This window comes from Corynebacterium nuruki S6-4 (assembly GCF_007970465.1).
Lineage (GTDB): Bacteria > Actinomycetota > Actinomycetes > Mycobacteriales > Mycobacteriaceae > Corynebacterium > Corynebacterium nuruki.
The window spans coordinates 3,131,242-3,152,626 of the sequence record NZ_CP042429.1 but is presented as its reverse complement, the minus strand read 5'-3'; the positions used below and the strand labels follow the sequence as shown (position 1 = coordinate 3,152,626).

The 21,385-nt window shown below is 69.5% G+C and carries 26 protein-coding genes; 11 read left to right on the top strand and 15 right to left on the bottom strand.

What is annotated here, in order from left to right:
- Positions 1-77 precede the first annotated feature (77 nt).
- Both metG and rsmI read right to left on the bottom strand, forming a co-directional pair.
- Positions 78-1,913: a methionine--tRNA ligase gene (gene metG / locus FSW06_RS14295; RefSeq protein ID WP_010119510.1), complete on the bottom strand. Its 1,836-nt coding sequence runs from the start codon at positions 1,911-1,913 to the stop codon at positions 78-80.
- A gap of 18 nt (positions 1,914-1,931) precedes the next feature.
- Positions 1,932-2,840: a 16S rRNA (cytidine(1402)-2'-O)-methyltransferase gene (gene rsmI, locus FSW06_RS14290; protein ID WP_010119511.1), complete on the bottom strand. Its 909-nt coding sequence runs from the start codon at positions 2,838-2,840 to the stop codon at positions 1,932-1,934.
- A gap of 29 nt (positions 2,841-2,869) precedes the next feature.
- Here rsmI and FSW06_RS14285 point away from each other — a divergent pair, with 29 nt between their 5' ends.
- Positions 2,870-4,468, top strand: a complete 1,599-nt coding sequence (locus FSW06_RS14285; protein WP_010119512.1) for a dolichyl-phosphate-mannose--protein mannosyltransferase — start codon at positions 2,870-2,872, stop codon at positions 4,466-4,468.
- Positions 4,469-4,481: 13 nt separating this feature from the next.
- Here FSW06_RS14285 and FSW06_RS14280 read toward each other — a convergent pair whose 3' ends face one another.
- From FSW06_RS14280 to FSW06_RS14255, 6 genes are all read right to left on the bottom strand, one after another.
- Positions 4,482-5,291, bottom strand: a complete 810-nt coding sequence (locus tag FSW06_RS14280; protein ID WP_010119513.1) for a zf-HC2 domain-containing protein — start codon at positions 5,289-5,291, stop codon at positions 4,482-4,484.
- Positions 5,292-5,304: 13 nt separating this feature from the next.
- On the bottom strand, positions 5,305-5,715 hold the full coding sequence (locus tag FSW06_RS14275; RefSeq protein WP_010119514.1) for a DoxX family protein: 411 nt from the start codon (positions 5,713-5,715) through the stop codon (positions 5,305-5,307).
- Between the two features lie 33 nt (positions 5,716-5,748).
- The gene (sepX, locus tag FSW06_RS14270; protein ID WP_010119515.1) at positions 5,749-6,942 is read right to left on the bottom strand and encodes a divisome protein SepX/GlpR; all 1,194 of its coding nucleotides are present in this window, start codon (positions 6,940-6,942) and stop codon (positions 5,749-5,751) included.
- Positions 6,943-7,023: 81 nt separating this feature from the next.
- Positions 7,024-7,677, bottom strand: a complete 654-nt coding sequence (locus FSW06_RS14265; RefSeq protein ID WP_010119516.1) for a GNAT family N-acetyltransferase — start codon at positions 7,675-7,677, stop codon at positions 7,024-7,026.
- Entirely contained in the window at positions 7,674-8,915 is a 1,242-nt protein-coding gene (gene glp, locus FSW06_RS14260) for a molybdotransferase-like divisome protein Glp (protein ID WP_010119518.1), read from the bottom strand. Before glp ends, FSW06_RS14265 begins: the two co-directional genes overlap by 4 nt.
- Before the next feature lie 6 nt (positions 8,916-8,921).
- On the bottom strand, positions 8,922-9,863 hold the full coding sequence (locus FSW06_RS14255) for a UTP--glucose-1-phosphate uridylyltransferase (RefSeq protein ID WP_050801939.1): 942 nt from the start codon (positions 9,861-9,863) through the stop codon (positions 8,922-8,924).
- A gap of 66 nt (positions 9,864-9,929) precedes the next feature.
- Between FSW06_RS14255 and FSW06_RS14250 the strand changes: the two genes are divergently transcribed.
- Together FSW06_RS14250 and mscL are read left to right on the top strand one after the other, a co-directional pair.
- The gene (locus FSW06_RS14250; RefSeq protein WP_010119522.1) at positions 9,930-10,691 is read left to right on the top strand and encodes a 5-formyltetrahydrofolate cyclo-ligase; all 762 of its coding nucleotides are present in this window, start codon (positions 9,930-9,932) and stop codon (positions 10,689-10,691) included.
- Between the two features lie 24 nt (positions 10,692-10,715).
- Positions 10,716-11,204, top strand: a complete 489-nt coding sequence (mscL, locus tag FSW06_RS14245) for a large-conductance mechanosensitive channel protein MscL (RefSeq protein ID WP_010119524.1) — start codon at positions 10,716-10,718, stop codon at positions 11,202-11,204.
- A 219-nt stretch (positions 11,205-11,423) separates the two neighbouring features.
- Here mscL and FSW06_RS14240 read toward each other — a convergent pair whose 3' ends face one another.
- The 5 genes from FSW06_RS14240 to FSW06_RS14220 form a co-directional block, all read right to left on the bottom strand.
- Positions 11,424-12,125: a MogA/MoaB family molybdenum cofactor biosynthesis protein gene (locus FSW06_RS14240; protein WP_010119526.1), complete on the bottom strand. Its 702-nt coding sequence runs from the start codon at positions 12,123-12,125 to the stop codon at positions 11,424-11,426.
- 118 nt (positions 12,126-12,243) lie between these two features.
- Positions 12,244-13,590, bottom strand: coding sequence for a S1C family serine protease (locus FSW06_RS14235; RefSeq protein WP_010119527.1), 1,347 nt, complete (start codon positions 13,588-13,590; stop codon positions 12,244-12,246).
- Between the two features lie 203 nt (positions 13,591-13,793).
- Positions 13,794-14,489, bottom strand: coding sequence for a response regulator transcription factor (locus FSW06_RS14230; protein ID WP_010119529.1), 696 nt, complete (start codon positions 14,487-14,489; stop codon positions 13,794-13,796).
- A gap of 254 nt (positions 14,490-14,743) precedes the next feature.
- A complete protein-coding gene (rpmF, locus tag FSW06_RS14225; RefSeq protein ID WP_010119530.1) occupies positions 14,744-14,911 on the bottom strand; it encodes a 50S ribosomal protein L32 in 168 nt (55 codons plus the stop codon).
- Positions 14,912-14,930: 19 nt separating this feature from the next.
- Complete coding sequence (locus FSW06_RS14220) at positions 14,931-15,197, bottom strand: type B 50S ribosomal protein L31 (RefSeq protein WP_010119532.1); 267 nt, start codon at positions 15,195-15,197, stop codon at positions 14,931-14,933.
- A gap of 387 nt (positions 15,198-15,584) precedes the next feature.
- Here FSW06_RS14220 and rpmB point away from each other — a divergent pair, with 387 nt between their 5' ends.
- From rpmB to FSW06_RS14185, 7 genes are all read left to right on the top strand, one after another.
- On the top strand, positions 15,585-15,821 hold the full coding sequence (rpmB, locus tag FSW06_RS14215) for a 50S ribosomal protein L28 (protein WP_010119534.1): 237 nt from the start codon (positions 15,585-15,587) through the stop codon (positions 15,819-15,821).
- Positions 15,821-15,985, top strand: coding sequence for a 50S ribosomal protein L33 (gene rpmG, locus FSW06_RS14210; protein ID WP_005279910.1), 165 nt, complete (start codon positions 15,821-15,823; stop codon positions 15,983-15,985). The genes rpmB and rpmG overlap by 1 nt, the downstream gene beginning before the upstream one ends.
- A 3-nt stretch (positions 15,986-15,988) precedes the next feature.
- Positions 15,989-16,294: a 30S ribosomal protein S14 gene (rpsN, locus tag FSW06_RS14205; protein WP_010119547.1), complete on the top strand. Its 306-nt coding sequence runs from the start codon at positions 15,989-15,991 to the stop codon at positions 16,292-16,294.
- 16 nt (positions 16,295-16,310) lie between these two features.
- Positions 16,311-16,559 (top strand): 30S ribosomal protein S18, encoded by a 249-nt coding sequence (gene rpsR, locus FSW06_RS14200; protein ID WP_010119548.1) that lies wholly within the window; start codon positions 16,311-16,313, stop codon positions 16,557-16,559.
- Between the two features lie 147 nt (positions 16,560-16,706).
- Positions 16,707-17,345: an RDD family protein gene (locus tag FSW06_RS14195; RefSeq protein WP_010119549.1), complete on the top strand. Its 639-nt coding sequence runs from the start codon at positions 16,707-16,709 to the stop codon at positions 17,343-17,345.
- 107 nt (positions 17,346-17,452) lie between these two features.
- Positions 17,453-18,421 carry an AEC family transporter gene (locus FSW06_RS14190; protein WP_029449150.1) on the top strand — a complete coding sequence of 323 codons (969 nt, stop codon included), beginning with the start codon at positions 17,453-17,455 and terminating at the stop codon, positions 18,419-18,421.
- Positions 18,422-18,534: 113 nt separating this feature from the next.
- Entirely contained in the window at positions 18,535-19,629 is a 1,095-nt protein-coding gene (locus tag FSW06_RS14185) for a baeRF3 domain-containing protein (RefSeq protein WP_010119552.1), read from the top strand.
- A 3-nt stretch (positions 19,630-19,632) separates the two neighbouring features.
- Here the strand turns inward: FSW06_RS14185 and FSW06_RS14180 are convergent, their stop codons facing one another.
- Entirely contained in the window at positions 19,633-19,896 is a 264-nt protein-coding gene (locus tag FSW06_RS14180) for a hypothetical protein (RefSeq protein ID WP_139024405.1), read from the bottom strand.
- Positions 19,897-19,968: 72 nt separating this feature from the next.
- On the opposite strand from FSW06_RS14180, the gene FSW06_RS15005 reads away from it, so the two are divergent.
- Entirely contained in the window at positions 19,969-20,094 is a 126-nt protein-coding gene (locus FSW06_RS15005) for a hypothetical protein (RefSeq protein WP_010119554.1), read from the top strand.
- A gap of 21 nt (positions 20,095-20,115) precedes the next feature.
- Here FSW06_RS15005 and FSW06_RS14170 read toward each other — a convergent pair whose 3' ends face one another.
- Positions 20,116-21,318, bottom strand: a complete 1,203-nt coding sequence (locus FSW06_RS14170; RefSeq protein WP_010119556.1) for an acetyl-CoA C-acetyltransferase — start codon at positions 21,316-21,318, stop codon at positions 20,116-20,118.
- Positions 21,319-21,385 lie beyond the last annotated feature (67 nt).

Sequence of the window (21,385 nt, the reverse complement as noted above, 5' to 3'; positions counted from 1 at the left end):
GACATCCGGGACACCGGGAGGGTTCTTCCTCGTCCTCCCAGTGGTCATGCATTCACGACCTCCCCGGACAGGACGAACTAGTCCTTCTCGACCCGCGCCCACTCCGGGCCGTTCTCGGCGAGCTCCGGGTCGAGGCGGGTGAACAGCGGGGCGGGCTTCGACAGCGGCGTCCCCGGGGTGAGGTCGATCCGCTCCCAGCGGGCCTGCTGGTCGGCGTAGTCACCCATGATGACCGGGTAGCTGCGTCCCGCCTCCGGCAGGCCGACACCCACCGGGGTCAGCGGCGAATCGTCGGTGACCTCCCGGACCTCCGGCTGCGCGGCCCATACGCCGGTCCCGCCGAGGGTCTCGAAGACCCGCTGGGCGGAGAACGGCAGGTAGGGGGTGAGCAGCGTGTTCGCGTCCGCGATGACCTGCAGTGCCGTGAACAGCACGGTCCCGAGCCGGTCGCGCTGCGCCTCATCCTTGGCCAGCTTCCAGGGCTCCTGGGCCGCGAGGTACTGGTTCGCCCGGCCGACGATGCGCATCGCCTCGGCGATCCCGGCCTTGAACCGGCAGTGGCTGATCGCCTCGCCGACCACGCCGAACGCCGCGGCCGCGTCATCGAGCAGGTCCCGGTCCTCCGCGGTGAACTCCGCCGGGGCGGGGATCTCACCGAAGTTCTTCACGGCCATGGACACGGTGCGGCTGACGAGGTTGCCCCACTCGTTGGCGAGCTCGGTGTTCACCCGGCGGACGAATTCGTCCCAGGTGAAGTCGGTGTCCATGTTCTCCGGGCCGGCGACGGCGATGAAGTACCGCAGCGCGTCCGGGCCGAACTCCCGCAGGAAGTCACGGACGTAGATGACCACGCCCTTCGAGGAGGAGAACTTCGAGCCGGACATCGTGAGGAACTCCGAGGAGACCACCTCGGTCGGCAGGTTCAGCTCGCCGAGGACCCCGACCTCACCGCCCTTGTCGCCCTTCCCCGCGTAGCCGAGCAGTTCGGCGGGCCAGATCTGGGAGTGGAAGGTGATGTTGTCCTTGCCCATGAAGTAGTAGGACAGCGCCTCCGGATCGGACCACCACTTCTTCCAGGCCTCCGGGTCCCCGGTGCGCCACGCCCACTCGATGGAGGCAGAGAGGTAGCCGACGACCGCGTCGAACCACACGTAGAGCTTCTTGGCGTTGTTGTCCTGCCAGCCCTCGATCGGCACCGGCACACCCCAGTCGATGTCGCGGCTCATCGCGCGGGGACGCATGTCCTTGAGCAGGTTCAGGGAGAACTTCAGGACGTTGGGACGCCACCCGGTGCGGGTCTTCAGCCACTCCTCCAGGGCACCGGCGAAGGCCGGGAGGTCGAGCATGAAGTGCTCGGTCTCGACGAACTCCGGGGTCGCCCCGTCGATCTTCGACCGGGGGTCGATGAGGTCGGCCGGGTCGAGCTGGTTGCCGCAGTTGTCGCACTGGTCACCGCGGGCGTCGGTCGCCCCGCAGATCGGGCAGGTGCCCTCGATGAAGCGGTCCGGCAGGGTGCGGCCGGTCTTCGGGTCGATGGCCCCGGTGGTGGTCTGCTTCACCATGTAGCCGTTGTCGTTGAGCCCGCGGAACAGCTCCTGGACGACCGCGTAGTGGTTGCGGGTGGTGGTGCGGGTGAACAGGTCGTAGGACAGTCCCAGTCCGGCGAGGTCCTCGACGATGACGCGGTTGTACCGGTCGGCGAGTTCCTGGACCGGCACGCCCTCCTTCTCCGCCTGGACCAGCAGCGGCGTGCCGTGCTCGTCCGTCCCGGAGACCATCAGCACCTCGTTGCCCGACATTCGTTCGTACCGGGCGAAGACGTCCGAGGGGACGCCGAACCCGGCGACGTGTCCGATGTGGCGGGGGCCGTTGGCGTACGGCCAGGCAACGGAGGTGAGGACATGTTTCGACATGCCGTCCAGCCTATTGCATCAGCCGCGGGAGGCGAGCACCGCCTCGTACAGTTCCCGGTTCGGGACGCCGTACTCCCGGCCGACCGCCTTGCAGGCGTCCTTGAGCCGCTCGCCGCCGGCGGTCCGTTCCGCCACCACCGCCACGAGATCGGCCGGGTCCACCGGGCCGGTCTCGGGTGCGGCGGAGACGACCACGGTGATCTCCCCGCGGATCCCCGCACCGTCGGTGCCGCCGGCGTCGGCCCAGGCGACGAGCCCGGCGAGCGAGTCCCGGCGGATCTCCTCGTGGACCTTCGTCAGTTCACGGCACACCGCGGCCTCCCGGTCCGGGCCGAGGACCTCCACCGCGGTCTCCAGGGTGCGCTGCAGCCGGTGCGGGGACTCGAAGAAGGCGACAGCGCGGCGCTCGGTGCGCAACCGTTCCAGCCACCGCCGCCGGTCGCCGTCCTTGCGCGGGGCGAAGCCGTCAAAGGCGAAGTGCCCCACCCCGATGCCCGACAGGGCGAGCGCCGTCGGCACCGCCGAGGGCCCCGGCAGGCAGGTCACCGGCACACCGGCGGCCTGCGCGGCCTGCACCAGCGGGAAGCCGGGGTCGGAGACCGAGGGCATCCCGGCGTCCGTCACCACGAGGATCCGCGCGCCGGACGCCGCACGCTCGACGAGGCCGGCGGCCCGCTCCCCCTCGTTGTGGTCGAAGTTCGAGACGATCTTCCCGGTGATCTCCACCCCCAGGTTGTCCGCCAGGGCACGGGTCCGGCGGGTGTCCTCGGCGGCGACGATATCGGCGCTGCCGAGGGCGTCGATGAACCGCACCGAGGCATCGAGGGCGGTGCCGAGCGGGGTCGCCGCGAGGATGATCCCGCCGCCCGGGCAGGGGCGGGTCGAGGCAGCACGGTCAAGCAACTGACGGAGAACTTCATCGTCCATGGTCTGAAGACCTTATAGGATGGCTCCCTGTGAACGAGACCACCGCCGCCCCCGCCCGTCACCGGCCGACCCGGTGGTGGACCATCCTCACCGCGCTCGCGGTACTGGGGCTGGCGTCCCGCCTCATCGGACTGTCGCACCCCACCGACGCGGGCACCCCGGTCTTCGACGAGAAGCACTACGTCCCCCAGTCCTGGCAGATCCTCCGGGGCGGCTGGTTCGCCGGCGTCGGCGGTATCGAGGATAACCCGGCCTACGGGCTGGTCGTCCACCCACCGCTGGGCAAACACATCGAGGCGATCGGACTGGCTGTGTTCGGGGACACCCCGTTCGGCTGGCGGATCATGTCCGCACTGTGCGCGGTCGGGGTCATCCTGCTGTGCGCCGCCGTCACCCGCCGGCTCATGCTCGCCGCCCGCGACGGGGCAACCGGGGGCGCCGGAGCCACACCGGATGCCGCGACGGTCGCCGCCGCCGACTGGGCGGGGCTCGCCGCCGGCGTGCTCGCCCTGTGCGACGGCATCCTCTTCGTCACCGGCCGGTCCGGCATGCTCGACCACTTCCAGGTCTTCTTCGTCGTCCTCACCGTCTACCTCCTCCTCCGCGACCATGCGCAGATGGAGGCGCGGTTCCGGCGGGTCGCCGCCGAGGGCCGGATGGCGGACTCGTCGGCAGGTCCCCGGCTCGGCTACCGCTGGTGGCGGTTCGCCGCCGGCGTGACGCTGGGCTGTGCCGTGGCGGTGAAGTGGTCCGGCCTGTACTACATCGCCTTCTTCGGCGTCGCGGTCGTCGGGATCGACTGGTGGCGGCGCCACCGGTTCGGCGTCCGGCAGCCGCTGCGGGGCACCCTCGGCCGTGACTGCGTGCCCGCCGTGGCCTCCCTCGTCATCGTCCCGGCGATGGTCTACATCCTGTCCTGGCGCACCTGGTTCTCCTCGGAGACCAGCGTCTTCCGCCACGAGGCGGAGGCCGGCAACGAGCGGATCGCCGGCTGGGGACTGGACTTCCTGCCGGACTCCTGGCTGAACTTCCTCTACTACCACCTGTCCGTCCTCGACTTCCACGAGGAACTGACCAACTCCAACGGTCACCACCACCCGTGGGAGTCGAAACCGTGGGACTGGATCGCCAGCACCCGAGGCCTGCTGTACTACAGCCAGACCAGTGACACGACCGGGGACAAGGAGGTGGTGCTGCTCACCGGGACCCCGGTGATCTGGTTCCTCGCCGCACCCGTCCTGCTGTGGGGGCTGTGGCGGCTCGCCGTCCGGCGCGACGTCCGCTGGGCGGTGCCGGTCGTCGGCTACCTCGCGGGGTTCCTGCCCTGGTTGCTCAACGTCGACCGGCAGATGTACCTGTTCTACGCCGCGAACCTCGCGCCGTTCATCGTCATCGGTCTGGGCCTGCTGCTCGGCCGGATTGCCACGTGGTCGCTCCGGCGTCCGGACGCCGCTGCCGGTGCAGGTCGGCTGACCGCCTTCTGGCTCCGCCGCACCGGCTACGCGCTCGGCGGAATCTACCTGGTCCTCGTCGTCGCGGTGTTCCTGTTCTTCCTGCCGATCTTCACCGGCATGCCGCTGACGCACACCGAGTGGCAGCTGCGCATGTGGCTGCCCGGCTGGACCTGACCGGGCCGGAGTATCACAGCGGCCGGTCGCCGGGGTCGCCCGGCCGCCAGGTCGAGTTCCGGACGGCGTCCGACGGACTGTAGGCCACCGGCCGGGCGGTCAGCCCCCGCAGCGACTGGCGCACCGGATCCACCGCATGGTGGCGGGCCAGCCACACCACGCACAGCGCCACGCAGGCGACCAGGTGCAGCAGCAGACCCGAGACCGCCCCGACATCGAGGTACCCCAGCACGAGGTCCCGGGTCGAGAACCCCGCCCCGAAACCCCACAGCGCCAGGAACACCGGCAGCAGGCCCGGGGCGGACCGCGGCCGGACCGCCCCGAGGACCAGACCGGCAGCCAGCGCGAGCCGAACGGTCGCGGCATCCACCGACATCCGGGCCAGATCCGGGTCGCCGGCGTTGCCCACCGCCCCGCCGGAGCCGGCCACCGTCGTGCCGCCGTCTCCACCGGTCGCACCGACCAGCAGGACCACCGCCCACACGACATAGGCCGCCGCCAGGACCACGAGCACCAGCCGGGCCACCACCAGCGGCAGGGACCTGTTACGCAGCCCGTGGGAGAGCTCCGGCGTCCGGTCGGCGAGGGCGACCATCTGCTCGGCCAGTTCCCGCGCGTCCGACGCCGACCCGCTGACGGCACCGGCCCCGTCGACGCCGCCGACCCGGAGCCGACGGTTCAGATCGCTCACCGAGGCGTACCACGCCTGGCAGTCCGGGCAGGCGGCCAGATGTGCGTCGACGGCGTCCCCGTCGGTCCCCGGTGGATCGGGTTCCCCGTCCAGCCGCGCCGACAGGACCGCCCTTACGTCCTCACAGTCCACGTACTCCCCTCCCCTAGCCGAACCTGGACAGTGCCCGGTCGAGGCTGGCGCGTCCCGGACCGAACACGACGAGTGTCACACAGGCGGCGAACAGGACGAGAACGAGTTCCCAGCCCCCCTCCGTGACGAACAGACCGTGGTCCAGGTGCACGAAGTAGAAGGCGGCCACCATGTCGAGGGCCAGGACCACGCCGGCGGCGGGCGTCAGCAGGCCGAGGACCAGCATCGCCCCACCGAGCATCTCGACGACCGACACCGCCCAGGCCGACATCCGGGGCTGGGGGATGCCGAGGGAGGTCCAGTCCGTCACGGTCGCGTCGATACCGGTCCGGAACGCCTTGTCCCACCCGTGGGCGATGAAGACGAGACCGAGGACCACACGGAGCAGCAGCAGGGCCGCGTCACGGACGGCGGGAGTGTTCATGATGGACCCAGCCTACTAGTACCGGACGCCGGGTCAGACTGCGCGGTAGCTCCGACGGTCGTCGTAGCCGCCACGGCCGTCGTAGCTGCCGTAGCCGTCATCGCTGTCGTCGCCGACGTAGTCCCCGACCGGGAGGGCGGCGAATTCGGGGGCCTCGTCGTCGATCTCGAGCGCCACCGCACCCGGCCGCAGCAGCCGGTCCGGCACGCCGAGTTCACTGTCGTCCGTACTGCGGACACCGGCCCGGGCCCGCCGCATGCGGGCGATGCGCCGGTGCCGCAGCTCCTGCTCCTCGACCGTCTGCCGGCGCAGGTAGTAGAGGTACACGCCGGTGAGTGCGGCCATGACGACGACCGCGGCCCATGCCGCGCCGCCGACGAACACCCCGCCGACCACGGCGAGCACCAGCAGGACACCGAGTCCCGCGAGAGTCCGCCGCCGCCGGGTCTGCCGGCGTTCGGCCAGCTCCTGGGAGGTCACCGGGTCGTAGAATCCCCGGCCGCGGTGCGCCGCCGCATACGCCAGATCCTCGTCCGTCAGTTCCTCCGGCTGCTCCGGTTCGCGGACGGCGGGCAGGCCGGCACGTTCCACCACCGTGTCATCGGTACCGACCGAGACATCCGTGTCCCCGCCGCGGAAGTAGGCGACGGGCACGGCCGCGAAGTCCGGACGGTCCTCGTCGGTGCCGTCGGTGTCTTCGGCGTCGTCGACGGTGTCAGTGTCGGCTGTGTCGGCTGTGTCGGCTGTGTCGGCTCCGTCGTCGGTGTCGTCTGTGTCAGCAGCGCCGGCGTCCTCGGCGACGACCACCGTGACCTCGCCGCCGAGCTCCCGCACGGCGACCACGTCATCGTCGCTGTCGACGTCCACCGGCGGGAACTCCCCGGTGTCCTCGTCATCGAGCGGCCGGTAGCCGACGACTTCACCGTCGATCACCCGGGTCGGCACGGCCCGCTCCGCGGCATCCGGCGTGTCGTCGATGAGCACCTGCTCAGGTTCGGCGTCCACCAGTTCGATGTCCTCGTCGGGGTCCGCGTGGTAGAGGCTCTCGGCGGGCAGTGGACGCCGGTGTGGCCGCTCGATCCCAGTTCCACCCTCGTGCAGCACCCTGGTCTCGGACAGGGCCTTCGAGGTCCGTCGCACCGGCTGGTGACGACGCAGGAACAACGGGGTGAGCAGCAGCAGCCACACGACGGCAATGAGTATGACGGAGCTGAGGGAACCCGACACTGACTATTCCTCTCGCTGGGGGACGGCGTGATGCCCCACCCTACGTGCCCTCACGCACCACCGGCACCAGGCGCGCCGGAATTACCGCAGTCGTGCCGGGAGAATTCCCGACCGCTGCAGTCCCGCCAGCACACCGCCCCCGGTCTCCTCGACCGTCAGGCCGACGAGCAGATGGTCCCGCCACCGGCCGTCGATGTGCAGGTTGCGGACCAGCCGCCCCTCCTCCCGGTAGCCGGCGCGGGCCAGCACCCGGCGGGAGGCCGTGTTGGTCTCCAGGACCGTCGCCTCGACCCGGTGCAGGCCGATGTAGCGCATCGCATGGTCGGTACCCAGGCCCACCGCCGCGGTCGCCACGCCGTTGCCGGCGAAACCCGAGTACACCCAGTAGCCGATCCAGCAGCTGCTCACCACACCGTGCTGGATGTTGCCGAGCGTGAGCTGCCCGGCGAACTGGCCCTCCACCTCGATGGCGAACGGTGCGAGAACGCCCTGCCTCGCCATGTCGAGCAGCCCGGTGACATTGCGCCGCCACATCTGGCCGGAGTGGGCGTCCGCCCAGTCACCCTGCACCGTCGGTTCCACCGGACGCAGCTGGGCCTCGTCGGCGATCCGGTACTCCGACCACCGTCGCCCGTCGCGTCGCGACAGCGGGCGCAGGCGTACCCCGCCCGCCCGGGTCGCGGCGACGGGCGTCTTCGCCGGCCATCCCGGATGGCGGTCCTGGCCGCCCATCATGGCCGGTTGCTGAGGAACATCACGTCGACGACTTCGCCGGGCTCGATCCGGGTCTGCTCCCGAGGCACCGAGATCAGGCAGTTCGACTGGCCGTGGCTGCCCAGCAGATGGGTCGGCTCGCCCGGATCGACCTCGACCGCTCCCCCGGCACCCAGCGGGTCCACGAGGAACTCCCGGGTCTGCCGGTCGCGCATCAGTTGACCACGGATGAAACCGCGCCGGTCGGGTGCGGAACTGATCGCGGCGATCGTGCGCGCCTGCACCTTGCGCCGGGTGGACTGGCGCTGGCCGCGCAGGATCTGGACCAGCGGACGCACCATCACCTCGAAGGTCACCAGTGCCGCCGCCGGATTCGACGGCAGCAGGAAGGTGGGGACCCGGTCGGCGCCGAGCGTCCCGAACCCCTGCACCGAGCCGGGGTGCATCGCCACCCGCGAGACGTCGAGCTCCCCGAGTTCATCGAGCACCTCCCGCAACCGGTCGCTCGCCGCACCGCCGACACCACCGGCGATCACCACGATCTCCGACCTGATGAGCTGTCCCTCGATGATGTCGCGCAACCGGCGCGGCTCACCGCTGAGGATGCCCGGCCGGTTCACCTCGGCCCCGGCTTCACGGCCGGCGGCGGCGAGCGCGTAGGAGTTCACGTCGGTGATCTGCCCCAGCAAAGGTTCGCGTCCGACATCGACGAGTTCGGGGCCGAAGGACATCACCGACAGGCGCGGCCTCGGGTAGACGAGGACCTTGTCCCGGCCGACGGCGGCGAGCAGCCCCACCTGGGCGGCGCCGATGACCGAGCCCTCTTCGACGACGACGTCACCGGGTTGGACGTCGGAGCCCTCCCGGTGGACGAACTGTCCGGAGGCCACCCGCCGCAACGGGACGGCCCGGCGGCCGTCGACCTCCGCCCAGTCCAGCGGCAGGACGGCGTCCGCCAAGGTCGGGATCGGGGCCCCCGCCTGCACCCGCACGGTCTGGTGCGGCTGCAACCGCACCGGCCGGTGCGACCCGGCGGACACCTCGCCGACGACGGGGAGGGTGACCCCACTGTCCCGCAGGTCGACACTGCGCACGGCGTAGCCGTCGAGGGCCGCCTGGTCGAATCCGGGCACCGTCTGCTCCGACTCCACCTGCTCGGCGCAGCGCAGTCCGAGCGCCTCCGAGATCGCGGTCCGCACCGGTTCCGGGGCGACCGCGGCCGCGCTGACCGTGGCCAGCTGCTCCTCAACGGTTCTCACGTCGGTCTAGTTCTCCTGTCCCAGTCTGTCGGCCAGCCAGGTCTTCAGCGACGGACCGTAGGTGTCGTCCTGCAGCGCCGCATCGACGCACGCCCGGATGTACCCGCCCGGGTTGCCGAGATCGTGCCGGCCGCCGTGGTGGATGTACACGTGGACCGGGTGACCTTCCTCGATGAGCAGTTCAATGGCGTCGGTGAGCTGGAGTTCGCCGCCCTTACCGGGGGCGATCCGCCGCAGGGCGTCGAAGATGCTCCGGTCCAGCAGGTAGCGGCCGGTGGCGACGACGGTGGAGGGGGCGTCCGCGGTATCGGGTTTCTCGACCATCCCGCGGACCTTCTTCACGTCCTCGCCGGCCACCCCGCCGACACCGCCCTCGCTCTGCTCGATGTCGAAGACCCCGTAGTTCGAGACCTCGCTCTCCGGCACCTCGAAACCGCAGAGCACGGTGCCGCCGAGTTCCTCGCGGATCTTCACCATCTCGTTGATGACTCCGGTCGGCAGCACCAGATCGTCGGGCAGCAGGACGGCGAAGAACTCCTCGTCGTCGTCGAGGGTGCTCTCGGCGCAGCCGACGGCGTGTCCGAGGCCGAGCGGCCGGTCCTGGTCCACCGCGACGGCGTCCACGAGACCGTTGACCGCCCGCACCTTCGCCAGCTGGTCGGTCTTCCCCCGTGCCGCCAGGGTCTCCTCGAGCAGTTCATCACGCTCGAAGTACTCCATCACCCCCTGTTTGCGGGGGGCCGTGACGACGGCGAGGCGGGTGGCGCCGGCCTGCGCGGCCTCCCGGGCGATGAGCTCGATGCCGGGGGTGTCGACCACCGGCAGCAGCTCCTTCGGGACCGTCTTCGTGGCCGGCAGGAAGCGCGTCCCCAGGCCCGCCGCCGGCACGACAGCAGTCCGGAGGCCACTGGTGAGGGGTGCCGTAGCCGTCTGTGATGTTGAAGCCATGGGTAGCAGGATACAGCCACCGTCGGCGTGCCGTGTGGTGCACACTCCGGCTATCATCCCGGAGACATGGCCCCTGCCTCCCCCCGTGACCCTGCCGGCGACCGTACCTGCGACGCTGCCGGCGAGCCTGCCACCGCCCCTGCCGAGGACACCGACCGGCGGAAGACGGAACTCCGACGGCGGCTGCGTGCCCGCCGCACCACCCTCGCCGCCACCCCCGACCGGGCCCGGCGGGACGCCGCGCTGGTGACCAACCTCTGCCGGTACCTCGACAGTCTCGACGCCGACGACACCGGCGGCGGCCGGCCTGCCGCCGTCGCGGCGTTCGCCCCGTTGCCCGGGGAACCCGGCGGCGCCGACCTCCCCGACCGCTTGGCTGCCACCGGGCGGCAGGTCTGGCTCCCGGTCGTGGACGCCCCGGGGCGTCCGCTGCGGTGGCTGCCGGACGTCGGTCCCGACCACCGGCGCACCGCCGCCTACGGTATCCGCGAGCCGGTTCCGGTTCCGTCGGCGACCGGGGTGGACGCGCCCCGGCCACTGTCCGCACTGCCCGCCGACCTGGTCGTGGTGCTGCCTGCCCTGGCGGTGGACGCCGACGGTGTGCGGCTGGGGCAGGGCGGCGGGTTCTACGACCGCACCTTTGCACTGGACACCATCCGTCACTCCGGTAACATCCGCTCACGCGCGGGAGCGGCGTACCGTGGCAGACTGTTGGCACTCGTGGATCATGAGGAATTCGGTGTCCCGGTCCCCCGGACGACGCTCGATCTCGCGGTCCCGGTCGTCGTCACCGATGACGGCGTCTCTCCTACCGGTGCCCACCGGTAGCCACCCGATCAACCGGAGGTACCCATGCTCAAGGGCTTCAAAGACTTCATCATGCGCGGCAACGTCATCGAACTTGCCACCGGTGTCATCATCGGCGCCGCATTCACGGCGATCGTCACCGCGCTGACCGACAACCTCATCCAGCCGCTGATCAACGCCCTGGGCGGCGGCGGTGACGTCGACGGTCTCGCCTGGAAGATCAAGGCCGGCGACGACTCGACGACCATCGACCTCGGCGCGATCATCACGGCCGTGATCAACTTCATCATCATCGCCGCGGTCGTCTACTTCATCATCGTGCTGCCGATCAACAAGATGGCCGAGGCCGCCGCGAAGCGCAAGGGTCAGGACACCGAGGAGGCCGCCGCGGCCTCCGAGACCGACCTGCTCATCGAGATCCGCGACCTGCTGGCCGCCCAGCACGTCACGGATCCGTCGGCCGGACCGCTGCCCGACAGCCTGCCGGATTCCCTCACCGACAGCCCCGACACCGGACGCCACTCCGCGAACTAGGACTGCGAGCGCCGCAGGCGCGACGCACCCGCCCGTCTCACCCCCAGTGAGGCGGGCGTTGTTCGTTCCAGAACCGGTCGCTGAAGCCACCGGCGTCCCGGTCGCCCGACCGGTCGGGCAGCGCACCGTCCTGACCCCCCGGTCCGGTCTTTCCCGGCTCCGGCCGGTGCGCGCCCCCGAGCACGCCGGTCCGGCGGCGCCCCCTGCGTCCCCCGTGACTCACGCCTGGTTCAGCTCCCCGATGACGTGCCGGACCAGCGGGCACAGCGTCGCCATACCGTCGCGGATCGCGGACCGCGACCCGGCCAGGTTCACGACGACCGTCGACCCGGAGACCCCGGCCAGACCGCGGGACAGCCCGCCGTCCACGGCGTTGCAGGCCAGTGCCGAGGCCCGCAGGGCCTGGGCCATCCCCGGGATCCGGCGGTCCAGCACACCCTTCGTCGCCTCCGGGGTCCGGTCCCGCGGCCCCACTCCGGTTCCACCGACGGTGATGACCAGGTCGGCGCCGCCGACGACCGCGGTCTCCAGCGCCTGCCGCACCGCGGACTTGCGGGACTCGACGGTGAGGACGGCGTCCACCATGAAGTCTTCCTCGGCGAGCAGTTCCGCCACGAGCTCGCCGGACTGGTCCGGCTCCTCCCGGTCGGTCACGATGACCACGAGTGCATGAAGCAGCGAGTGGCGCTGTCCACCCGGCTCCCGCAGCTCCTCCTGCTGGTCGAGCGACCGGAGTTCCGCCTCGTCCGGGCCGTCCAGGTCATCCTCGTCCAGCCTGCTCAGACCGGCGCGCCGGCCCGGTTCCGATCCGGCGAAATCGACGAGACCGGGGACGTCGAGGAGATCGACGACGTCGGGCAGGCCGTCCTCCCGCCGGTCCTCGGCCGTCGTGCCTGCACCCTCGCTCGTATCCACGGTCATCTCCTCGTTCCTCGATTCCTTACGCTGTCCTGAGTTTCCTGGCCCTACGGTAACTCCTCGGGCGGGTCCTGTATAGCGGTGGCCGCCCCCGTATCCACCACCGGCCGGAAACCGGGCACTATTCGGAGGCGGTCAGCGTCACCTTCACTTCGTGGGGATTTCCGCCGTCCTTGTCGGTGACGGTCAGGGTGACCTCGTCGCCGACCTTGTGGGACCGGATGCCGGCGATCAGTGACACACCCGTGTCCACCACCCGGTCATCGACCTTCGTCACGACCTGTCCGCCCTTGAGTCCCGCCTTGTCCGCGGGGCCACCCTGGCCGACCTCGGCGATGAGTGCGCCGGCCACGCTGGTGTCCCGCGTGTCCACCTGGGCGTCAATGATCGGGTGGCTGGCCTTCCCGTTGTCGATGAGCTGCTTGGCGGTGTCCATCGCCTGGTTGGCCGGGATGGCGAAGCCCAGACCGATGGAGCCGGACTCCTGCTGCCCGCCGCCGAGGGTGGCGATGACCGACGGGATACCGATGAGTTCACCGTTGAGGTTGACCAGCGCGCCGCCCGAGTTGCCCGGGTTGATCGCCGCATCGGTCTGGATCGCGTCGATGAGGGACCCTTCACCGCCGGACTCCCCGGTGGCCTGCACCGGGCGGTTCTGCGCGGAGACGATGCCCTGGGTGACCGTGGACTGCAGTCCCAGCGGGGAGCCGACGGCGACCACCGACTGCCCGACCTTCAGCGACGAGGGGTCGCCGATAGTGATCGGGGTGAGGTTCTGACCGCCGTCCGCCTTGATGACGGCGATGTCGGTGCTCGGGTCCGTCGCGACGACCTTGGCCTTGAGGTTCTGGTTGTCATTGGTCCGCACCAGCAGGTTCGAGCCGCCGTCCCCGGCGCCTTCCACGACGTGGTTGTTCGTGACGATCAGACCGTCGGAGCTGATGATGGAGCCCGACCCCTCAGCCTCGCCCCGGCTGGACTGCACCTGGATCGACACGACACTGGGCAGGACCTTCTGGGCGACGGACTCGACCGAGCCGTCGCTGGGCTTGTTGTCCGACGCCTGCTGCTTGTCGCCGACGACCGTGGTGCTGAACGCCGCGCCGGAACTGCCGGAACCGTTGCCGTCGTCGACACTGTTCCAGATGACGGAGGTCAGGGCGCTGGCGACCACGCCGACGGCGACGACCATCGAGGCCACCGCGGGAGTGGAGAACCGGCGCTTCGCCCGCTGTGCGGGCGCGGGACGCCCGGCCGGCTGCGGACCCTGCAGACCCTGCGGCCCCTGGGGAGACTGCTGGCCCGGCCCCTGCGGGGGTTGCTGGCCCTGCTGACCCTGCGGCGGCTGCAGCGGGCCCTGCGGACCGTACTGACCCTGCTGCCCCTGCGGCTGCGGACCCCGCGGACCGCCCCATCCACCGCGCCGCTGGTCACCGTACTCGTTTCCGAAACTGCCGTTGTCCGGCATAGGACACTCCTTTGTCATGGGGCTCGTCATGGGGCCCGGCCTGTTCACGCCCCACTCATGATGGTCGACACTTCTTCAGTGGTGCTTTACAGATACTGGCAGGACGCCGTGAAGTCTCCGACAGAACCCCGCCCTTCCCCTTCCTCCCCTGGTACCGGGCAGGATCGCGGCCTCCCGTGGCCGCTGTGCTCTCCGCCGGTGGATCAGGGAGCCGTCTCGCGCAGCGCATAGCCCACGCCGCGCACTGTGTGGATCAGGCGGGATTCCCCGTCCGCCTCGGTCTTCCGGCGCAGATAGCCGATGTAGACCTCGAGGGCGTTGCCCGAGGTCGGGAAGTCGTAACCCCAGACCTCCTCGAGGATCGTCGTGCGGGACAGCACCTTGCGCGCATTGCGCATCAGCAGCTCCAGCAGCGCGAACTCGGTGCGGGTCAGGCTGATGTGCCGTTCCCCGCGACTGACCTCGCGGGTCTCCGGGTTGAGGCTGAGGTCCTCGAAGTGCAGCGGCTTGGTCTCCTTGGCCAGGGATGCCGCGGTCCGCATCGACCGGCGGTACAGCGAGCGCACCCGGGCCAGCAGCTCCTCCAGGGCGAAGGGCTTGGCGAGGAAGTCGTCCGCGCCGGCGTCCAGACCGGCAACCCGGTCGGCGACCTCGGCCTGGTCGGAGAGCATGAGGATCAGGACGTCGCTGCCGTGGCTGCGGAGCTCGCGGCACACCTCCAGGCCGTCCTTCCCCGGCAGTCCGACATCCAGGATCACGAGGTCGGCACTTTCCTGGTGTACCTGGGTCAGCGCCTCCTCCCCGTCGACCGCCTGGGACACGTCGTAGCCGTTGAAGGTCAGCGACCGGCGCAGCGAGTCGCGCACAGACTGGTCGTCATCTACAACAAGAATTTTCATGAGATCCATTGTGCACCACTTCTTCCCCGAGAGATGCCCCCGAGCCGGGAGTATCAGGGAATCTACAGGAAGTTGGTCACGATTCGGCTAAAAATGAAGTGACTTCATGCCAGCGCAGCAAAGGTCCCCCGTCGCTTTTCTGCTGCCTGTACTCACCCTCTGTGATGCTGCACACATACGTCGGCCGCCGTACCCCGAACGGGGCGACGGCGGCCGATGCGCACACCGGTGGACGGTGCGCGGTGCCCCGGACACTAGTCCAGGTTGACGAGGCCCTGCTGCGCGGCCTTCACCAGGCGACGCGGGATCTGCACCTCACGACCCTCGACCTTGACGGTCTGGAGGGCGACGTTGTCGGACTTCCACTGCGAGCGGCGCGAGTGCGTGTTCGCACGGGACCGACGGAACTTCGGAACTGCCATTGTTCTCTACCCTCCTCGGTTAGTTCTTCTTGGTACGGCGGATGCGGTTGCCGTAGCGGCGCTGGAACTTCTCGACACGGCCGGCGGTGTCCATGACACGCTGCGCACCGGTCCAGAACGGGTGCGACTCGCTGGTGACGTCAACGACGATCAGCGGGTACTCGTTGCCGTCCTCCCACTCCACGGAGCGGTCGGAGGTGGCGGTGGAGCGGGTGAGGAACTGGTGTCCCGTGCTCGCGTCCTTGAAGACCACCGGGTGGTAGTCGGGGTGGATATCGCTCTTCATTCTCAATCCCTCAGGGTTGTGCACCAGGCCGGTCCCCGCACCATGCGGGTGCCGGGTCGTACCTGGGTCGGGTTTGGAGTAGTGGATCCGCCACAGCGCCTCGCGCGGGCAGACACAACCGCATATCGTAACCCCTCCTCCCCTGGACCGTGAAATCGTGGGAGCCGTCCGTCGGACAGTCCGCCGGAGAGCCGGAAGACAGCCGGAAGATTAGGTCACCGGGACCAGATGCGGTAACGTGGCGCATCGCTGTTGTCTAGGTAAACGTCATCGTTCGTACGACCGGTCCTCACAGCGCCCCGATCAGCCCGTTTCCCGTCTAGTTACGGGCATGACGGTCGGTGCGGCGCCGGGCCCGGATGGACGGACGGAAGGAGAAAGATACCCATGTCGGCATATTGCCAGGTCACGGGTCGGAAGCCGGGGTTCGGCAAGTCCGTCTCGCACTCGCACCGCCGCACGAACCGTCGCTGGAACCCGAACATCCAGCGCCGTTCGTTCTACCTGCCCTCTGAGGGACGCAAGGTCACCCTGAACGTCTCCGCCAAGGGCCTCAAGACCATCGACCGGGACGGCATTGAAGCCGTCGTCGCCAAGATCCGCGCACGTGGGGAGAAGATCTAATGGCACGTAATGACATTCGCCCCATCATCAAGCTGAAGTCCACTGCGGGCACCGGTTACACCTACGTGACCCGCAAGAACAAGCGGAACAACCCCGACCGGATCACGCTGAAGAAGTTCGATCCGATCGCGCGCAAGCACGTCGAGTTCCGCGAGGAGCGTTAATCCATGGCCAAGAAGTCGAAGATCGCCAAGAACGAGCAGCGCAAGGAAACCGTCGCGCGTTTCGCCGAGCGTCGCACCGAGCTCAAGAAGATCATCAAGAACCCGAACACCTCTGACGAGGATCGTCAGGAGGCCCAGTACGAGCTGAACCGCCAGCCGCGCGACGCCTCCCCCGTCCGCGTCCGGAACCGCGACGCCGCCGACGGCCGCCCCCGCGGTTACCTCCGCAAGTTCGGTCTGTCCCGCGTCCGCGTCCGCGAAATGGCTCACCGCGGTGAGCTGCCGGGCGTCCGCAAGTCCAGCTGGTAAAGGGGAGCTCACGAGAATGAAGCGCACCAATCACAAGAAGGCGCGGATCGAGCAGTCCCGCCGCCCGAAGAAGAACCCGCTCAAGGCAGAGGGTATCGAGACCGTCGACTACAAGGACTACGCCCTGCTGCGTAAGTTCATCTCCGACCGCGGCAAGATCCGTGGCCGCCGCGTCACCGGTCTGACCCCGCAGCAGCAGCGTCAGGTCGCCACCGCGATCAAGAACGCCCGTGAAATGGCTCTCCTGCCGTTCCACAGCCGCTGATCTTTTCCTTCAGCGCAGCGTTTACTTAAAGACCTTCTGAACCCCCGTCCCCGGGTTGTCCCCCGGGGTGCGGGGGTTCAGTCGTATCCGGGGCGTCCTGTACGGTGGGGCGTGAACTGTTCCACGTGAGAAAGTGATGACCCCTCCATGAGCAATCCCTACGGCTCCCCCGGTAACCCTGACGACCACAACGGAAACTCCGGTCCGTCCGGCGACATTCCCTCGTACGGTGACTACGCCGGCGGTGACCCGGCACAGGGTTACGGTCAGCCGCAGGACCCGGGCAACCCCTACGGGGCCTACCCGGGTGGAGCCGACCAGCAGTACCTCGGCGGCTCCACACTGCCGGGTGCCGGCGTCCGCCTCGGTGCCTACATCATCGACGCGATCATCCTCATGATCATCGCTGTCATTGTCGGCTTCATCGTCGGCCTCGCGGGCGGTGCCAGCGACGACGGTGCGGTCTCCGCCGGGACGCAATTCCTCCTCAGCGTCATCGTCGTGGTTATCTGGTTCGCCTACCGGGTCGGCATGGAGATCAGCGCCGGAGGAAGCGTGGGAAAGCTCATCTTGGGGCTCAAGGTGGTCGACATCAACGGGCAGCGCCTGAGCGCTCAGAACTCCCTGATCCGTAACGCCTGGTTTATCGTCGGGATCATCCCCTTCGTCGGAGGAATCCTGAGTTTCGTCGCAGCCATCGCCCTCGGGGTCACCATCTCCAGTAACCCGCAGAAGCAGTCCTTCACCGACAAGTGGGCCAAGTCCTACGTGGTCCGTTCCCGCTAGTCCCCCCAGCGCCGCGCCGCGACGGCGCAGCGACGGCGCAGCGACCGCACCGCCGGTGACCCGCCCCGACCACGGGGCAGGTCACCGGCGGTGCTGTAATGGGGGTCATGCTCGATGTACTCAGCGGATTCCTGATCGTGGTCATCATCATCGCGCTGGGTTACCTCGTCGGCCGGAAGAAGCTGCTCGGGCCGAGCGCGGTGTACACGCTCAACATGTTCGTCTTCTACCTGGCGACCCCGGCCCTGCTCATCAACTTCCTCTCCTCCGCCGACCTCGGCGACGTCTTCGGCGAGAACCTCGCCGTCGTCATCCTCAGCTCATTCCTCGCCGGTGCCGTGGGATACCTCGGCTACCGGCACCTCGCACGGCGTCCGGTCCCCGACAGCCTGGTCACCCTGCTGGCGTGTTCCTACTGCAACGGGTCGAATCTCGGCATCCCGATCGCCACCCACGTCCTCGACGACCCCACCGCCTCGCTGCCGGTCATCATCTTCCAGACCGCGTTCTACGGGCCCGCCGTCGTCCTGCTGCTCGACGTCACCACCCGACGGCGGGACGCCGGGACACACGCCGCGCCCTCTCTCGGCCCGTTGCTCCGGGAGCTGGTCCTGGGCGTGGTCCGTAACCCGCTGATCATCGCCGCGGTGTGCGGCATCATCCTCGCCCTGGTCCACCACGCCAACGGCTTCACCCTGCCCTCGCTCATCGGCGAACCGGTGGCGATGCTCTCCGGAGCCGCCGTCCCCGCCGCCCTCGTCGCGTTCGGCATGTCGATGGCGGAGGTGACGGTCCTCGACCGGGACACGAGTCCCCGCCGCAGCGTCTGGGCGGCCTCCCTGGTCAAGACGGTCGTCCATCCGCTGATCGCCTATGCGCTCGCCCGGCTGCTCTTCGACGCCCACGGCGCCGCTCTGCTCGCCTTCGTCGTCGTCGCCGCACTGCCGACCGCGCAGAACGTGTTCACCTACGCCTCCCGCTTCGGGGTCAACACCGTCCTGGCCCGGGACTCGGGCGTCGTCAGCACCCTGCTGTCGATCCCCTCGATCGCCGTCATCTCCCTGCTGCTGGGCTGACCAGCCGACTGTCCGTGGCCACCCCCGTTCGAGCCGGGCACGGCACCGGGGGTCCCGGGCGCCGCTACGGTCGATGGTGGACTCACCACCCACCACGTCAAGGAGTACCTGCCATGTCCACCACATCACAGGGAACTGTCGACCAGCTCGGACTGTCCGACATCCTCACCGCCGGCGCGGACGCCGGACCCAAGGTCTCGGTCTACGTTCCCACCGATCCCACCGGTGCCGACGGCGACATCGCCCGGCGCACCCTCGACGCCAAACTGAAGGACGCGGAGAAGCAGCTCCTCGCCACCGACGTCACCCCGGCCGACGTCGATGCACTGCTCTCACCGCTCCGGGAATCCGTCGCCGACCCGCTGTTCTGGCGTGAGCAGAGCCGCGGCCTGGCCCTGTTCGCCGGCGGCGGCCTGCACCGGGTCGTCCGGGTACCGGTCGAGGTCGCCGGGTCGGTGACCGTCGGGCCGGTGTTCCACCTGCTGCCGCTCGCCGCCGACATCGAGGGTTTCGGACGCTGCTACATCCTCGCCCTCGCCGACAACGGGGTCCGGCTGTACGAATCGGCACGCAACAGCATCCGGGAACTGCCCCTGGGCAGCATCCCGGCCCGGCTCGACGATGTCGTCGAGGCTCCCGACCATGAGTTGCAGGGCCGCAGTACCGGGCAGGACACGGTCGCCTTCCACGGCCACGGCGGCCCCGGCGATGACGCCGACGTGCTCACCGAAGAGTTTCTGCGCAAGGTCGCGGACGGTGTGGAGCAGGAACTCGGTACTGCGCGCTCCATGCCGCTGGTCCTGGCCTGCGTCGCCGAGCACCTGCCGGTGTTCCGGCGGGTCTGCAGTTACCCGGCACTGGTCGACGAGGCGATCCCCGGCAACCCCGAGCACACCGACCCCGGCGAGCTGCGCTCCGCCGCCTGGGCGATCATCACACGGCAGCGCGACGCCCGCGACGCCGGAGCGCGTGAGAATGCGCTGACCGAGGTACATCAGGGCCGCGGCACGACCGATCCCGCCGAGGCCGCCGTGGTCGCCGGCGAGGGCCGGGTCGACACGCTCCTCGTGCCGCGCGATGCGGTGTCCGACGACGAGGTGGTCACCACCGCGCTCGACCGGGCACTGGCCGACACCCTCCGGCACGGCGGCCGGCTGCGGACACTGGCAGGTACCGGTGAGGACGTCATCGCGACCTTCCGCGGCTGACAATCAACAAAGAATACTTCGAAAAGTAACCTGATGGTGCGCTATACTTCGACGGTTCCCATCCGTCAGTAACAGCCGCAGCACCCGCAGCCGCAGTTCGGCCGGCCCCAGCAGCCGCAGTTCGGTCAGCAGCCCTTCCCCCAGAACGGGCCGCAGTTCAACCAGGTCGCGAACTACCAGCCCGGCTATGCACCGGTCGGGTACGCCCCGAAGTCGAAGATCGCCGCCGCCCTGCTGGCGTTCTTCCTCGGCGCCTTCGGCGCCCACAACTTCTACCTGGGCTACAAGTCCAGGGCCTTCTGGCAGCTCGGACTGACGATCGCCGGCATCATCACCTCGGTGGTCCTCATCGGCGTCTTCATCATCCTGGCCGTCGAACTCTGGGCGTTCATCGAGTTCATCATGATCCTCGCGGGTTCCGAAGGCTTCAAGCGGGACGCCAACGGCGTCCCGCTCTCCAGCTAGCTGCCCGGGGTAACAGCGCGGTCAGCGCCAGAGCAGCAGAGCGTCACCCTGCCCGCCACCGCCGCACAGCGAGACCGCGGCGCGGCCGCTCCCCCGCCGGTCCAGCTCGTAGGCGGCCGCGACCACCAGCCGGGCACCCGAGGCACCGATGGGGTGCCCCAGCGAAATACCGCCACCGTGGATGTTGGTCTGCTCCAGCGGGTAGTCCAGGTCCTTCAGCGACTGCACCACCACGGCGGCGAAGGCCTCGTTGATCTCCAGGAAGTCCAGGTCCGCGGCCTCCCAGCCGGCCTTCGTCAGCGCGGCGGTGACCGCCTGCGCCGGCTGCGAGTGCAGCAGCGTGTCCGGGCCCGCCGTCTCACCGGCGGCACCGACCGCCGCGAGGACCGTCAGACCATTGTCCTCCGCGTACTTCCGCGTGGTCAGCACCACCGCCGCGGCACCGTCGGAGATCTGGGAGGCCGAGGCCGCCGTGATCGTCCCGTCGGTGGCGAAGGCCGGGCGCAGGCCCGCCAGCGAATCCTCGGTCGTCCCGGCACGCACGCCCTCGTCAGTGTCGACGGTGACCGTCCCCTTCCGGGTCTTCACCTCCACCGGCACGATCTCAGCGGCGAAGGTGCCGTCGGCGATCGCCGCCTCGGCGCGCTGGTGGGACAGTGCGGCGACCCGGTCCTGCTGTTCACGGGTGATGCCCCGGTCGGTGTTTCCGCCCTCGGTCTCCACGCCCATCGCCGTCCCGTGCACCGGATCGGTCAGTCCGTCGCGCTCCAGGGAATCCTGCAGCGCCAGCGACCCGAACTTCGCCCCGGCCCGCACGCCGGCGGCCAGGTGCGGTGCATTCGTCATGGACTCCTGCCCACCGGCGACGACAACGTCGGCGTCCCCGGAGCGCAGCATGCGGGAGGCGTTGATCACCGCGTCGAGCCCGGACAGGCAGACCTTGTTGACGGTGGATGCCGGGGTGGACACCGGCAGTCCGGCCGCGACCGCGGACTGCTTGGCGGGGTTCTGGCCGGCACCAGCCTGCACGACCTGGCCCATGTACACGTAGTCCACGGCGCTGGCATCGACCCCGGCCCGCTCGAGCGCGCCGGCGATGACTGTCCCGCCGAGGTCGACGGCGGACTTCGCGGCGAGGGCGCCGAGCATCCTGCCCTGGGCGGTGCGGGCCGCACCGACGATGACGATGTCGTCCGGCGAGGGGGTGGGGTTCTGACTGGTCATAGCGGTTCGTCGTACCTTTCGTCGGGGACCGGACGAGCGCACGGTCCCGGTCCACTCTGCAAAACTC